General features: G+C 63.5%; 11 protein-coding genes and 2 pseudogenes. 8 read left to right on the forward strand and 5 right to left on the reverse strand.

Annotated features, from left to right (window positions below):
• The first annotated feature begins 5 nt into the window (after nt 1-5).
• Both GM909_RS15105 and GM909_RS15110 read left to right on the forward strand, forming a co-directional pair.
• Nucleotides 6-404, forward strand: a complete 399-nt coding sequence (locus tag GM909_RS15105) for a DUF3085 domain-containing protein (RefSeq protein WP_157017269.1) — start codon at nt 6-8, stop codon at nt 402-404.
• An 87-nt stretch (nt 405-491) separates the two neighbouring features.
• A complete protein-coding gene (locus GM909_RS15110; RefSeq protein WP_157017271.1) occupies nt 492-5,579 on the forward strand; it encodes a DEAD/DEAH box helicase family protein in 5,088 nt (1,695 codons plus the stop codon).
• Nucleotides 5,580-5,591: 12 nt separating this feature from the next.
• On the opposite strand, the gene GM909_RS15115 is transcribed toward GM909_RS15110, so the two are convergent.
• Both GM909_RS15115 and GM909_RS15120 read right to left on the reverse strand, forming a co-directional pair.
• On the reverse strand, nt 5,592-6,092 hold the full coding sequence (locus GM909_RS15115; protein ID WP_157017273.1) for an RES family NAD+ phosphorylase: 501 nt from the start codon (nt 6,090-6,092) through the stop codon (nt 5,592-5,594).
• Between the two features lie 2 nt (nt 6,093-6,094).
• Entirely contained in the window at nt 6,095-6,445 is a 351-nt protein-coding gene (locus GM909_RS15120; RefSeq protein ID WP_157017275.1) for an MbcA/ParS/Xre antitoxin family protein, read from the reverse strand.
• 437 nt (nt 6,446-6,882) lie between these two features.
• Between GM909_RS15120 and GM909_RS15125 the strand changes: the two genes are divergently transcribed.
• The 3 genes and pseudogenes from GM909_RS15125 to GM909_RS15135 all read left to right on the forward strand — a co-directional run.
• A complete protein-coding gene (locus tag GM909_RS15125) occupies nt 6,883-7,698 on the forward strand; it encodes a competence protein CoiA (RefSeq protein WP_157017277.1) in 816 nt (271 codons plus the stop codon).
• 280 nt (nt 7,699-7,978) lie between these two features.
• Nucleotides 7,979-9,646 (forward strand): ParB N-terminal domain-containing protein, encoded by a 1,668-nt coding sequence (locus GM909_RS15130; RefSeq protein ID WP_157017279.1) that lies wholly within the window; start codon nt 7,979-7,981, stop codon nt 9,644-9,646.
• 652 nt (nt 9,647-10,298) lie between these two features.
• Nucleotides 10,299-11,300: pseudogene (locus GM909_RS15135) on the forward strand (IS256 family transposase); the annotation flags it as partial.
• Nucleotides 11,301-11,389: 89 nt separating this feature from the next.
• Here GM909_RS15135 and GM909_RS15140 read toward each other — a convergent pair.
• A pseudogene (locus GM909_RS15140) lies at nt 11,390-11,755 on the reverse strand (IS110 family transposase); the annotation flags it as partial.
• 17 nt (nt 11,756-11,772) lie between these two features.
• Nucleotides 11,773-12,564: an HpcH/HpaI aldolase family protein gene (locus GM909_RS15145; RefSeq protein WP_157017281.1), complete on the reverse strand. Its 792-nt coding sequence runs from the start codon at nt 12,562-12,564 to the stop codon at nt 11,773-11,775.
• A gap of 89 nt (nt 12,565-12,653) precedes the next feature.
• On the opposite strand from GM909_RS15145, the gene GM909_RS15150 reads away from it, so the two are divergent.
• From GM909_RS15150 to GM909_RS15160, 3 genes are all read left to right on the forward strand, one after another.
• Nucleotides 12,654-13,007: a TRAP transporter small permease gene (locus GM909_RS15150; RefSeq protein WP_198174272.1), complete on the forward strand. Its 354-nt coding sequence runs from the start codon at nt 12,654-12,656 to the stop codon at nt 13,005-13,007.
• A 13-nt stretch (nt 13,008-13,020) separates the two neighbouring features.
• Entirely contained in the window at nt 13,021-14,325 is a 1,305-nt protein-coding gene (locus tag GM909_RS15155) for a TRAP transporter large permease (RefSeq protein ID WP_157017285.1), read from the forward strand.
• Nucleotides 14,326-14,396: 71 nt separating this feature from the next.
• The gene (locus tag GM909_RS15160) at nt 14,397-14,777 is read left to right on the forward strand and encodes a nucleotidyl transferase AbiEii/AbiGii toxin family protein (protein WP_157017287.1); all 381 of its coding nucleotides are present in this window, start codon (nt 14,397-14,399) and stop codon (nt 14,775-14,777) included.
• Here the strand turns inward: GM909_RS15160 and GM909_RS15165 are convergent.
• Nucleotides 14,744-15,277 (reverse strand): nuclear transport factor 2 family protein, encoded by a 534-nt coding sequence (locus GM909_RS15165; protein WP_157017289.1) that lies wholly within the window; start codon nt 15,275-15,277, stop codon nt 14,744-14,746. The two genes, GM909_RS15160 and GM909_RS15165, sit on opposite strands and share 34 nt — an antisense overlap.
• Nucleotides 15,278-15,296 lie beyond the last annotated feature (19 nt).

Consider the following 15,296-nt stretch of genomic DNA (forward strand, 5'->3'; position numbering starts at 1 on the left):
CCGCCATGTTCACCTTCCCGATCATGGCCGTGCGCAAGGTCATCGCGCGCGGGGAAACCGACGCGGCCGCCAATGGCGGCTTCCGCAACCCCTATTACGGCCTGAAACCCGGCCAGGGCGAAAAGCCCGGCCTGTGGCTCGTTGGCGACGACGGCGTCTACATCATCTCGAACGGCAAGCTCGCCGATGGCGAGACACCGCTCGTCGTCTATTCCGCCGAATGCCACCGACAAGGCAATCCGGACTGGTGGGACTACAAGCGCCGCCATTTCGGGGGCGATGACGGCGTCGAATTCATCGATGCCGACCTGCTGATCCCGAGCTTCAACCGGAATTTTGGCGCCACCCATCTGAGGGTGCACTCTACCTGCCACGACATCTCGTTCGCGCTGATCACCCGCTGACCCCATCCCGAAACCGTCGCGCGCGTCGCGCCACCGGCAATCCCGGCGGCGGGCGGGCGTGCATCCCGAACACATGGAGAACAATTAATGCCCAGTGACGACCCCTTCACGCTCGATCTTTTCGGCAACACCTCCCTTTCATCCGGCCTCGGTCTTGGCGTCACCGCGTTCGGCACCACGATCGAACTGCCGGAGGATCACGAGGACGACGCGTCGGAAGGGCCGCTGCCCGCGGCTTCACAATGCCCCGGCAAGACCGCCGACAACGAACGCGGCGAGAATTTCCATCTTCCCGGCGATCGCGGTCTTGCCCGTGGCTGGAGACAACGCGCCCAGGACAGTATCGCCGCCATCGCGCTCGCCCAGACAATCGAATCCGAAGCCCGTGCGGCGACGATCGAGGAACAGGCGGCTCTCATCAAGTTCACCGGGTTCGGCGCTTCGGAGCTGGCGAACACGGTGTTCCGGCGCCCGGGCGAGGAGGACTTTCGCAAAGGCTGGCAGGAGATCGGTGGCGATTTGCAGGATGTGACCTCAGAGCAGGAATACGCTTCGCTCGCCCGCTGCACGCAATATGCGCATTTCACGCCGGAGTTCATCGTCCGGGCCATCTGGGCGGGTCTGCAACGGTTCGGCTGGCGCGGCGGCCGGGTGCTCGAACCCGGTATCGGCACGGGGCTGTTTCCCGCCCTGATGCCCGACGACCTGCGCCCGGTCGCCCATGTCACCGGTATCGAGCTCGACCCGGTCACGGCGCGCATCGCCCGCCTGCTCCAGCCCCGCGCCCGGATCGTCAACGGCGATTTCGCTCGTGCCGATCTGCCGGCGCATTTCGATCTGGCGATCGGCAATCCGCCCTTTTCCGACCGCACGGTGCGTTCGGACCGGGCGTATCGCGGCCTCGGTCTGCGGCTGCACGACTATTTCATCGTCAAGGCGATCGACCGGCTGAAGCCCGGCGGGCTTGCGGTTTTCGTCACTTCCAGCGGCACCATAGACAAGGCCGATCCAGCCGCCCGGGAAATGATCGCCAGACAGGCCGATCTTGTCGCAGCCATCCGCCTGCCGGAGGGCAGTTTCCGGGCCGAAGCCGGCACGAACGTGGTGGTCGACATCCTCTTTTTCCGGAAGCGCAGGCCTGACGACGCCGAGGCCGACATGTCTTGGCTGGAGACCGATGAGGTCCGGTCTGCAACCGAGGATGAGGGCCCAATCCGGGTCAATCGCTGGTTCGCGCAGCATCCGGATCACGTGTTGGGATTCCATGCCACGACGTCCGGACCATACGGCGAAACCTATACCTGCTTGCCGCAGCCCCATGTCGATCTGGAGCAGGCGCTTGGCGCCGTCATCCGTCTTCTTCCGGAAGCGATCTATGACGGTGAGCCCGAAGCCGTTGACCCGGAAACCGATGCCGGCGATGCCGACCAACTCGATGAGACCGAAGGGCAGGGGATCCGCGAGGGCAGCTTCTTTGTCGGGAAGAACCAAGCGCTGATGCAGATGCGCGGCGGTGAACCCGTTACCATCACGGTGCGCAAGGGCCGCTCCGCTGACGGCATCTCCGACAAACAGGACAGGATCATCCGCAAGCTGATCCCAATCCGCGACGCCGTGCGGGGAGTCTTGAAGGCTCAGGAGCGCGACGAGCTCTTCAAGCAGCACCAGGTCAGGCTGCGCATTGCGTGGTCGAACTTCGTGCGTGCCTTCGGTCCGGTCAATTCCACCACCGTATCGGTGAAGGAGGATCTTGAGACCGGCGAGGCCCGGGAGACGCACCGCCGCCCCAATCTCCAGCCCTTCCTCGACGATCCCGATTGCTGGCTCGTCGCCTCCATCGAGGATTACGACCTCGAGTCGAACACGGCGCGCCCCGGTCCGATCTTTACTGAGCGCGTGATCGCCCCACCCACGGCGCCGGTCATCACCTGTGCCGCCGATGCGCTGGCCGTGGTGCTCAACGAGCGCGGTCATGTCGATGTCGATCACATTGCCGAGCTCGTGCATGCCGATGTGGACACCGTCATCGCCGAGCTGGGTGACGCCGTTTTCCGCGATCCCGAGACCGGGTCCTGGCAGACCGCCGACGCCTATCTCTCGGGCAAGGTGCGCGACAAGCTCAGGGCCGCGGAAGCCGCCGCGGCCCTCGATCCGGTATTTGAACGCAATATCCGGGCGCTGCGTGATGTCCAGCCAGCCGACCTCAGCCCGTCCGATATCACGGCGCGTCTGGGTGCCCCCTGGATTCCGGCCGACGACGTGGTCGCCTTCGTCAAGGAGATGATGGGCGCTGAAATCAAAATCCGCCACATGCCCGAACTCGCCTCCTGGACGGTCGAGGCACGACAGCTTGGGGTTTGCGCCGCGGGGACCTCGGAATGGGGCACGGATCGGCGGCACGCCGGCGAGCTCCTTGCCGATGCGTTCAACAGCCGGGTGCCGCAGATTTTCGACACCGTGAAGGAGGGCGATAGCGAGAGGCGCGTCCTCAATGTGGTCGACACCGAGGCGGCCAAGGAGAAGCTCACAAAGATCAAGACGGCCTTCCAGACCTGGATCTGGTCCGATCCCGACCGCACCGACCGGCTTGCCCGGGACTATAACGACCGGTTCAACAACATCGCCCCGCGAACGTTCAACGGCGATCACCTTCAGCTTCCGGGCGCTTGCAGCGCGCTTTCTCTTTATGGGCACCAGAAACGCGGCATCTGGCGCATTATCTCGGCGGGCTCGACCTATCTCGCCCACGCCGTCGGCGCCGGCAAGACCATGACCATGGCCGCCGCAATCATGGAGCAAAAGCGGCTCGGGCTGATTGCCAAGGCGATGCTGGTCGTTCCCGGTCATTGTCTGGCGCAGGCGGCGCGCGAGTTCCTGGCGCTCTACCCGACCGCCCGCATCCTTGTTGCCGACGAGACCAACTTTACTTTAGCCAAGCGACATCGCTTCCTCGCCCGTGCCGCCACGGCCAATTGGGACGCGATCATCATCACCCATTCGGCATTCAGGTTCATCTCCATTCCGTCCGCCTTCGAGCAGCAGATGATCCACGACGAGTTGGAGCTCTACGAAGACCTGCTTACCAAGGTCGAAAGCTACGACCGCGTGTCGCGCAAACGGCTCGAGCGGCTAAAGGAGGGGCTCAAGGAACGGCTCGAAGCGCTCGCGACGCGCAAGGACGATCTTCTGACCATTTCCGAGCTCGGCATCGATCAGATCATCGTCGACGAGGCGCAGGAGTTCCGCAAGCTCTCCTTTGCCACCAACATGTCGAGCTTGAAGGGCGTCGATCCTACGGGCTCGCAGCGAGCATGGGACCTCTACGTCAAGTCCCGCGTCGTTGAGGCGAAGAATCCCGGCCGTGCGCTCGTTCTGGCGTCGGGCACCCCGATCACCAACACGCTCGGCGAGATGTTCTCCGTGCAGCGCTTCCTCGGAATCGGGGCGCTGAAGGAGCGTGGTCTGCACGAGTTCGACGCCTGGGCCTCGACCTTCGGCGACGTGACGACCGAACTCGAGCTTCAGCCATCGGGCAAGTACAAGCCGGTCACGCGCTTTGCCACCTTCGTCAACGTCCCCGAGCTCATCGCGATGTTCCGCTCCTTTGCGGACGTCGTGTTGCCCGAGGACTTGCGGCAGTATGTGAAGGTGCCGGCGGTCTCGACCGGCAGGCGCCAGATCAGGACCTCCAGGCCGTCCGCCGCTTTCAAGCGCTACCAGACCGTGCTCGATGCGCGCATCAAGGCGATCGGGGAACGGGAGGGACCGGCGCAGCCCGGAGACGACATCCTGCTGTCGGTGATCACCGATGGCCGCCACGCCGCGATCGATCTGCGGCTGGTCGACCCCGACAATGGAGACGAGCCCGACAACAAGCTCAACGACCTGATCGGCAACGCCTTCCGCATCTGGGTGGAAACGTCACAGTTCACCTATCGCAAGCCCGACGGAGATCGCTTTGAACTGCCCGGTGCCGCGCAGATGATCTTCTCCGATCTCGGCACGATCAGCGTGGAAAAGAGCAGGGGATTCTCTGCCTATCGCTGGATCCGGGACGAGCTTGTGCGCAGGGGCGTGCCGGCGTCGGAAATTGCCTTCATGCAGGATTACAGACGCGCACAGGCCAAGCAGCGCCTGTTCGGCGACGTCAATGCCGGCAAGGTCCGGTTCCTGATCGGCTCGTCGGAAACCATGGGCACCGGCGTTAACGCCCAGCTGCGCCTTAAGGCCCTGCATCACCTCGACGTGCCGTGGCTGCCCTCGCAGATCGAGCAGCGGGAGGGGCGCATCGGCCGGCAGGGCAATCAGCATGACGAGATTGATATCTTCGCCTATGCGACGGAAGGTTCGCTTGATGCCACCATGTGGCAGAACAATGAGCGCAAGGCCCGGTTCATCGCCGCCGCGCTTTCCGGTGACACCTCGATCCGTAGGCTCGAGGACATAGGCGAGGGCCAGGCGAACCAGTTCGCCCTGGCGAAGGCGATCGCGTCGGGCGACCCGCGCCTGATGCAGAAAGCCGGGCTCGAGGCCGATATCGCCCGGCTGGAACGGCTACGTTCCGCCCATATGGACGATCAGCATGCGGTCCGCCGTCAGAGCCGCGAGGCCGAACGCGACATCGAGGTCGCGACCCGCCGCATCGCTGACATCGGCATGGACATCGACCGGCGCGTTTCGACCGCGGGCGAGGCCTTCGCAATGACGGTCGTCGGCAAATCCTTTTCCGACCGCAAACCCGCCGGGCGGGCGCTGATGAAGGAGATCCTCACCCTCGTCCAGCTCCAACAGGAGGGTGACACCGCAATCGCCTCGATCGGCGGCTTCGACGTCGAATTCTCCGGCGAGCGGTTCGGTGGCGATGGCTACCGCTACACCACCATGCTCATGCGCACCGGGGCCGAACATGAAATCGAACTTCCCGTCACGACGACACCGCTCGGCGCAATCTCACGCCTCGAACACGCGCTTACGGCGTTCGAGGACGAGCGGCTCCGGTATCGCCAGCGATTGGCGGACGCGGAGCGAAGGCTCGCCTCCTACCGCGCTCGCCAGGGCGGAGCCTTCGCCTTTGCGGGAGAGCTTGAAGACAAGCGCCGGCAATTGGCCGAGATCGAAAAGGATCTGGCCGACGATGTTATCGCCAACGCGCCAGGTGTCGATAAGGCTGCATGACGCGCGTTGCGCTCAACCCAACCGATCCTCATCATCGATCAGCTCCAGACGGAACCGGCGGCTCTCGCCCCATCTCCAGAGCACCAGATTAATGTCTCCTGGACCCGCTCCCTTGGCGAAACTGCGAACGAGCAGGCCGTTATAGCCTTCCGCAATCAGGTTGCGCGCGAAACGCTGTGTGCGTGCCTCACCTGTCTTGATCATCTGATCGCGCCAGGTCGGATCTGCCAGTGAGGCTTCGTCAAGACCCGCCGCCGTAAGCGCTGCCGTATCTGAGGCGTCGAAGACCATCTCGATCTCGGCACGGTAACAGACCAACGTCGTCGGCTGCAGATCGCCTACTTGATTGGACTCCCTCAGAGCGGTCATCACGGATGTCGAGGTGTAAAGGGCCGGCACACCCTTCGGATTGAACCGGCCGCCATAACGTTCCGCGCCGCGTCCCGACATCGGTTCGCGCGCGAAGACCGGATTTATTGCCCGGTAGAGCTTTCCGGAATAGGTGAGCGCCACGATCAGGCGTGCACGCCGGCGTCGACGGCATCGATGAAATCGAGAACCTCTTCGGCCCGACCGCCGCGAACCAGTTGCATGGCCGTCTGCCCGGAAAATCCAGGCAACGGCTCGGACCGATACCAGGCGTAGGCCATCAGCGCAGAACCGAAACGCGGTTCGACCTTGTTGACGATCTCCACCATTTCACGCAGGCGGCGCTGTGTCTTGTCCGAGCGCACCCGATCCTTGCGCTGGATCGCGTCCTTGCCAAGGCCGACCGTGCGCGCGATCTCCTCGCTCGTTGTGCGAAAGACGGTTGCGATCTTGTTAGGCGCGAACATCCCGTGATCTGAATATTGTGCGAGATTCATTCTGCCGCCTCGTTGCCATTCTTTCTGACGCAATATAGCGTCATTGAAAGCGGCATTCAAGGGCCGCGCCAGTCGTTTTGCGGGAGAGGGTGAAGACAAGCGCCGGCAACTGGCGGAGACCGAAGCCGAGCTTGCGGACACAGCTACAGGGTCCGAACGAGCCGCCGCGTGACGAACCCTCTCCGAGGTGAACCGATTTTCTGGAGTTGACCGGAACCGGTCGGCGGTTAATCTTGCAACATGCCTGAGTAGAAGACGGAGCCTGGCATCTTCGACATTCCGTCATCATAACCGGCGAACGGCATCGCCCCGTCACGCCGAAGATAATCAAGACAGCACCAGCTCCGTCTGGCCATGCTGCAGCTAGCTTCCATCCAAAACAAACAATCGGCGCCCGCCTCGCTGGCGGATGCTCGTCAATATATATGGAGCCGGACATGCGATATGCATTGGTCAACAACGAACGTGTCGAGGCCAGCCACGGTCTTTCTGCCCTGTGCCCGGGCTGCGGGCAGCCCATGGTCGCCAAATGCGGCGACCGCCGGGTCCATCACTGGGCGCATCGCGGCAGGCGAACCTGCGATCATTGGTGGGAACCCGAAACCCGATGGCATCGTCAATGGAAGAGCCACTTTCCGGCCGATTGGCAGGAGTTCGTCCAAGTTGCTGCAGACGGCGAGCGGCACATTGCCGACGTCAGGACCGGGCACGGTCTGGTACTGGAATTCCAGCACACCCACCTGCGGCCCGACGAACGCGCCGCGCGCGAGGCTTTCTATCCGAACCTCATATGGGTCGTAGACGGTACCCGCCTCAAGCGCGATGCGCCGCGCTTTGCTGCAGGTGGGCAAATGCTGCGGCCAACGCCCTGGAGGGGGATCTACACGGTCGCCTTCCCGGGAGAGTGCTTTCCGCCGAACTGGCTCGATTGCCGGGTTCCCGCCTTTTTCGATTTCGCCGGTGCAGGACCCGTTGCGCCGGGTGTCATGCCGGTCGAGCGTTATCTTTGGGGGCTTCTGCCCGGGCGGGCGGAGGGCCACGGCGTCGTCGTGGCTCTCGGCCGCGAGACTCTCGTGCGGGCCGCGCACGAGCGTCCACAGATCCTGGACGCTGTGGGGATCGTCGGCTTCCTTCAGGCGCGGTTCCGGGCGGAACGCGTGGCGGCAATGCAGGAGGGCCGCCGGCTCCCATCCGGAAAACGATCGAAGCGCAGGCGCGTGTGGAGAAGGCCGCGGCAGCGGCGGCGGTTCTGAAGACCTGCGGTCAAGCCGTAAACACAAAGGGGAGGGGGAAGAAGAACTACCCCTCGCAGAGCGGCCAGGCCGGTGCCGGTTTCACCTCAACCGCGCCGCTCGCGATCCCGGCCCGTCGGTCGTCGCGATGGCTCACGAGCCATGCTCGCCCTGCCGGGCAGGGATGCTCGACCGCAGTTGCACCGGCCCGTCCGCTCCGCGGGCCGGGGGATGTCTTCGGGAAGAAGACGAAAAAGGGACCGGCGCGGTGCCGGGTCCCAAACCCGAAAGGAGCATCCCGATGGAAATCAAGCTTGTTGATCCGCGCGCGCTCGTCGAAAACCCCGACAGGGCCCGCCGCTCGAAATCCAATCCCCAGGCCGATGCGCTGCTGCTCGCAACGATCAAGGCGGTCGGCATCGTGCAGCCGCCCGTCGTGGCGCCTCAGGCCGATGGCGGCAATGGCTTTGTCATCCAGGCCGGGCATCGCCGCGTCAAACAGGCGATCGCCGCCGGTCTCGAAGAGATCGCGGTCATCGTCGGAGAAGCCGCCGAGGATGGCGGCGCCATGCGTTCGCTCGTCGAAACCCTCGCCCATGAAGGGCTCAATCCGGTGGACCAGTGGCGTGCGATCGAGCGCCTCGTCGCCATCGGCTGGACCGAAGAGGCGATCGCCGTCGCGCTCGCGCTTTCGGTGCGCCAGATCCGCAAGCTGCGGCTGCTTGCCAATGTGTTGCCGGCCATGCTCGATCATATGGCCAAGGGCGACATGCCCAACGAAAGCCAGCTCCGCACGATCGCGGCCGCCTCGCTCGACGAACAGAAGGAGGTCTGGAAGGCGCACAAGCCCAGCAAGGACGATCCCCAGGTTTCCTGGTGGAGCGTGGCCAACGGCCTTTCCAAGACCCGCATGTATGCGCGCGACGCGAGCTTCGACGACGAACTTGCCCAAGCCTACGGCATTTCCTGGGTCGAAGACCTGTTCGCGCCCGCCGACGAGGACAGCCGCTACACCACTGACGTCGAGGCCTATCTCGGTGCGCAGCAGGAGTGGATGACGCGGAACCTACCCAAGAAGGGGGTCATCACCGAAGCCAATACATGGGGCCAGCCGGAGCTGCCCAAGAAGGCCGAACGGGTCTACGGCAAGCCGAAGAAGTGCGATCACTCCGCCATGTATCTCGATCGCGACGGCAAGGTGCAGACCGTTCACTTCCGCACGCCGGAGCCGAAAGCGGCCAAGGGCAGGGGGTCCTCGGGCGAGGATGCCGTCGTGATGCCCAAGACGCGGCCCGACGTCACCCGCAAGGGCATCGAGATGATCGGCGACTTCCGCACCGACGCCCTTCATGAGGCGCTCGGTCGTGCGCCGATCGAGGACGACACGCTGATGGCCTTGCTGGTCCTCGCCTTCGCCGGCCAGAATGTCAGGGTCGATTCCGCCAATGGGGGTGGAGACGATTACTACTATGGCAATCGCAGGATCGCGCGCCACGCCGCCTCGCTCTTCGACGCCGAGGGCAAGCTCTCCTTCGACATGGAGACCCTGCGCGTCGCGGTTCGCTCGATGCTGATCGAGGTGCTCTCCTGCCAGGAGAACCGGACCAATAGCGGCATCGTTGCTTGCGCTGCGGGCGATGTGATCGGCGCCGACGGTTTCCTGCCGAACATGGGCACGGAGGAGTTCCTGTCCTGCCTGTCGCGCTCCGCCCTCGAAGCATCGTGCGAAGGCACGTCCGTCCTGCCCCGGCCCCGGGTCAAGGATACGCGGGCGGCGCTGGTCGAGGCGTTCAACAAGCAGACTTTCCTTCATCCCTCGGCGTTCTTCGCACCCGACCGCGACGCGCTCGCCGCGTGGCTCGCGTCCAACACGGTCACCGAGGAGGACGAGGAGCCGGACGGCACGGGCGCCAAACCGGTCGACCCGGACCACGACGACAGCGAAGGGTTCCGCGAGGCCGCCGAATAGCCCCACCACCTTTCTCTTTCGAATGCCCAACCCGCCGCCGGTCCACTCCGGCGGCGCTTTCGTCTCAACATCCAGAACAGGAGGACGTCATGTCCGCGCAATTCATCTTTGACCACGGGCCGCTTGGCGCGATCTTATCCTGACTCTGTGTTCTGTCTCAGAATCAGGCATAAAGGGCTTCATCGACGTTTCCGGTGGGTCTCATCAGACGTCCGGGTCAAGCGTTCCCGCAGCGAAGCGAGGATAACGCTTGAGGCGGCGGCGACTCCATAAGCTTGTCTATGGGGTGCAGGCAAAGTCCTGCACCCCTGCCACGTGGCGAACGGGAGAGCGCGAGGGGAACCCCTCGCATTCAAGAATGAATCGCGCCGAAGGCGCTCCACTCTGGAGAACGTATGCCGCAGCTATACTTTACCGATCTCACGGCATTGCGTCGTCCGGCACTCGGAAGCCGACGTTCGGCCCACAACTCCAGAGGAGACGTTCAGGTACCGGACAATGCACCTTCCTAAGCGGACAGTCCTCTATAGTCCTTGCGTGATGGGGATCGGGTGACGTCCCTGGACGTGGTGTAGCTGGTTAGGGCGGTGGTCATCGGCGCTTTCCGGTAGGGTCTGGTTGCGACACCAACTCCTCACTGGAAGGAATACCGATGACCGACGACATGATGAACCTGCGCGCGCTCGTAGAGAAGGCACCTGACGCCGATCTTCTTCGCGAGATGATCGGCTTCGCCGCCGAGCGGCTGATGGAGATAGGGGTGGGGGCGGCACCGGCGCCGGCTATGGCGAAAAGAACCCGCTTCGGACTGCCCAACGCAACGGCTACCGCGACCGGGATTGAGAGACACGGGCGGGCACCGTCGAGCTTCGCATCCCGAAGCTCAGGAAGGGCTCCTACTTCCCGGGCTTTCTGGAGCCGCGCCGCATGGCCGGGAAGGCACTGACGGCGGTGATCCAGGAGGCCTACGTCCAAGGCATCTCGACCCGCTCAGTCGACGACCTGGTCAAGGCCATGGGCATGAGCGGCATCTCCAAGAGCCAGGTCTCGCGGCTGTGCGAAGAGATCGACGGCAAGGTGAAGGCCTTTCTCGATCGCCCGATCGAAGGCGACTGGCCATACCTTTGGATCGATGCCACCTATCTGAAGGTGCGCCGCGGCGGGCGCATAGTCTCCGTCGCCGTCATCATCGCGGTCGGCGTCAACGCAGACGGTCGACGCGAGGTGCTGGGCATGGAGATCGGCACGTCGGAGGCCGAGCCGATCTGGACCGAGTTCCTGCGCAAACTCACCCGGCGCGGCCTGCGCGGCGTGAAGCTCGTCGTCTCCGATGCGCATGAAGGCCTGAAAGCAGCCACCGCCAAGGTGCTCTCGGCGACATGGCAACGCTGTCGCGTCCACTTCATGAGGAACGTGCTGGCGCATGCTGGCAAGAGCGGTCGCCGCGTCGTCTCGGCCTTCATCGCCACCGCCTTCGCGCAGGAAACACCGGAAGCCGCAAGCGCCCAGTGGCGGGCCGTCGCCGACCAGATCCGACCCAAGGTGCCAAAGCTCGCCGCCATCCTCGACGACGCCCGAGCCGGACGTGCTCGCCTACATGACCTTCCCGAAGGAGCGCCGGGCGAAGCTGCACTCGACGGGTAAGATCGACAAGCGATACGATTTGGATCGTGGTACTCTTTCCATGCGCGGGCGACCTCGTGGCGAAGCGCGGTGCATCGGCTGTGAGCGCCGCCAGGCAGCCTACTCAAGCCTTGCCGGATTGAGGCGCCCGCGCGCCCTTCCCTTGGGCGGGCGTAGGCGCCAGGACCCGACGAGGTGCTCGTAGCTCTCCTCGGCTTTCCGGGCGATGTTCATCTCCTGATGCCGCAGTTCCTTCACGTGATAGGCATCGGTCGGACCGCGCGAGTTTCCCTTCTTCTGTGGCTTTCCGGCTTGCAGAACCATGCCTCGCACCTTGTGCGCCACCAGGCTCGGCCGTGCCCACAGATAGTCCTTCTCCTTCGTCAGCATGTGCCAGACAAGAACGGCCAGCTTGCGCGCCACGGCGACCGCGGCCACCTGATGACCGCGTCGCGCGCGGATCCGAACGAAGAACGCGCACGCGGGTCAGGCGTATTTCCTGTTCATTCTTGACTAGGCTGCACCCGGCCAAACTCGTCTGCAATCCTGCTAAACCCTTGCTGAAGAATCATTGCATCGCTGGAACAGGCCAGCAGCAGGGCGCCCTTGTCACGCCATAGCCCAGCTTCGCCGGGCGTGGCGCAGAGAACAGCCCCGACCTTGCCATGGCGTTTCGCCGCCGCAAGAATCAGCTCCTGCTTTTCGGCCAGAACCGTGTTCTGCGAGGGTTGGCCAAACACACCAAGATCTTGGGCGAGATCCGCTGGTCCAATTGTCAGCGCATCGATCCCTTCAAGCGCCGCGATTTCTTCCAGATCCTCGAAAGCGGCAGCGGTTTCAAACATTACCGTAACGAAAACCTGAGCATTGGCGAAAGTCCGCCGCTCTGCCACCGATCCACCAATGTCAAAATCCGTGGCCGGACCCGGATAACCGTGACCGCGAAGGCCAAGCGGAGAAAACCGCGAGGCCTGAACAATCTCGCGGGCGTGTGCTGCGCTTTCGACCTGAGGGCAATGGAGGTTCCAGACCCCGATGTCGAGCAGCCGCGTGATCCATTCCCGGTTCGCCACCGGCGGCCGGACCGCCAGCGGAAAATTGATGCTGCGCGCAACTAGGGCAAGGGTGGCCACAGTCTCAATGGAAACACCGGTGTGTTCCATATCGAGCCGGGCGAAATCGAGCCCGGCGCTTTTCATCAGCGGGAGGATCCCCGGATTGTGGACCATATTGATCCATGCGCCCATCTGAGCGTGACTGCGGCTCAGAGCCTGTTTTAAGAGGTTTTCGTTCACAGTTTGCTATTCCAGTTCAAAAGCTGCTCTGAACGAAGAGCAGCCATGCTAGAGGCAGGATGTCAAACCTTAAGTGAATCGCGCCGGGTTTGCCGGTCGTCTTCCTGCCGCTGGGGCGCGTCCAGGCAGAACGAGGGCATGTAATCGTGGAGGTGGTGTCCAATCTCTTTCCCGCGCGAATGAACGTATGGGTGGACCGCGGCGCGCAGCTTTTCTCGCTGGTCTACGTGGCTTTCATAGGGTGGTGGGGCTGGCAGGAGGCGGTTCGTTCTTTCGCGCGCAACGAGGTCGTCACCATCATCCAGACCGACCTGCCGATGTGGCCGTCGAGGCTGCTTGTCCCGCTCGGCCTTGTTGGAATGTCCCTCGTCATTCTCGTCCAGCTGGTTCGAGGCTTCCGTGACGACACGGACGGTCCGGCCACCGACCACGCCGCGCATTGATCAGGAGCCTGAAATGACGCCTCTTGTGATCGGGTTCGCCGGTATCGGCGCGCTCCTCTTCCTCTTGGCCCTGCGCGTCCCGATCGCGGTCGCGCTCGGTGCCGTGTCGCTGATCGGCATCGGTTTCATCCGCGGATGGGACGCCGTCTACGGCGCAGCGCGCAGCATGCCCTATGCGTTCGTTGCCAAATGGGAGCTGTCGGCGGTGCCGATGTTCCTGCTGATGGGCTCGATCGCCTATTATTCGGGACTGACCACGAGCCTCTTCAGGGCGATGCGGCTATGGTTCTCACGCCTTCCCGGCGGCCTCGCGGTGGCGACCAATTTCGGATGCGCCGGCTTTGCCGCCGCGTCCGGCTCCAGCATGGCAACCGCCGCCTCGATGGGCCGGCTGACAATCCCGGAAATGCGGCGTTACGGATACGATCCGGGCCTGGCGACAGGCGTGGTCGCCGCCGCCGGCACGCTGGGATCGCTAATCCCGCCGAGCATCATGCTCATCATCTTCGGCATGATGACCGAAACCTCGATCGGCAAGCTGTTCATCGCCGGCATCTTTCCCGGCATCCTCACCGCGCTCGCTTATGCCGTCATGATCATCGCGCGATGCACGTGGAGGCCCGAACTTGCGCCTCCAGTCACCGAGACGGTGACGTGGAAGGAGCGTTTTCAGGTGCTGGCCGAGATCTGGCAGCTTCCGATTCTCATCCTGATCGTCATCGTGTCGCTCTACACCGGCATCGCGACGACCACCGAAGCGGCGGCCGTGGGAGCGCTGGCGGCGTTCGTCATGGCGGCGATGAACCGGACCCTCACCTTCGACGTCATGGGTTCGTCAGTGCTGGAAGCACTGAAAAGCACATCGATGATCCTGTTCATCTGGTTCGGCGCCATCTTCTTCAGCCGCTTCCTGACCTTTGCGGGGCTGCCTCAATATATGGCGGGACTGGCCGAAGCGATGGCCTTCAGCCCGCTCCTGCTGCTCCTGTTCGTGGCGACGATCTATCTGATCCTCGGCATGTTCCTCGATCCGCTCGGTCTGATGCTGCTGACGGTTCCGATCTTCCTGCCGTTCTTCGAGGCGTCGGGCTACGACAAGATCTGGATGGGCATCATGGTCGTCAAGTTCATCGAGATCGGGCTGATCACGCCGCCGGTGAGGCTGAATGCCTTCGTGGTGAAGGGGATCGTCGGCGACAGCATCAGCCTCGGCACGATCTTCAAGGGTCTGATCTGGTTCATCGCGGCCGAGATTGTCGTGGTGCTCCTGCTTATCATGTTCCCCGACATCGTGATGGCGTTGCCGAATCGCATGTAGTCGCCGGCAATGCCTGTGATAGCTGATGCACCCTGGAGTGCGGCGGCGGCCGTTCCACACAAGATGGGGGTATGAAAAAGGAAGGCATCAGCCGTAAGAAGTCAGGGCAGCTCATCAGCGACTTGGTCGCGGACGTCGAGCGGCATATCGCCGACAAACTCGTTCCGACCCTGCGTGCTGCGATCGTTCAGCAGCTTGGCGAGCCGGAACATGGCGAATGGTCGATCGCGGTCGATCATACCGACGCTCAGACGGTGAACTTCCACTGCCCACCGTCGCTTCCGGCGGTCGACCATAAGGGCATGGACTACATCACTCCGCGCGTGAAGCTTGAACTCGGTGCCCGCGGGAACCCATGGCCAGCCGAGGCGAAAGTCATTCGTCGTGATCTCACGGTTCGTTGGGAAGCCCGGGGCGGTCAGCTCGTGGGAAAGTCTCGTCCCGGCCAGTAGGCCGGGTCGTCGGGGCAGCGACCCCCGATGGGAAGCCGGGCACCGAAGCGCTCGTCCTCGGAGCCGGTGGCGGGGGTCTGATGATCGACCCAGTCATAGACCACAACGCGCTCCAACACGCGCCATTCGCCATCGCGTTTTGCAAAAAGATCACAATACCGCCCGGATATGAGCACCTGGGTTTCGATGCCATCAGGGCCGCGACCCCGTTGCAGGGCCAGGAAATAGCTCTCCACCGTGGCAAATCCGTCGCCTTTCAGCTCGATCAGGATATTGCCGACATGATGAACGTTTCGCACGCCGCGCGCCCATGCGGCCTGGACCCGCTCGAAGAACCCTTCGACCGGCCCTGAACTGGCTCCATGACGATCGGTGGCGTCGGGCCAGTAGCTTGAGCGCAGCGCGGCCTCGTCTGCGCGGTCGATGCCACGGCAATAGCGGTACAGGCAGTCGCGGATTGCCTCGCGGTCTAGCACCCGCATCAGATCAGGATCTTTCATCGGATCCTCATGGGTGAGA

The organism is Mesorhizobium xinjiangense (genome assembly GCF_009749525.1).
In the GTDB taxonomy this organism is placed as follows: domain Bacteria; phylum Pseudomonadota; class Alphaproteobacteria; order Rhizobiales; family Rhizobiaceae; genus Mangrovimarina; species Mangrovimarina xinjiangensis.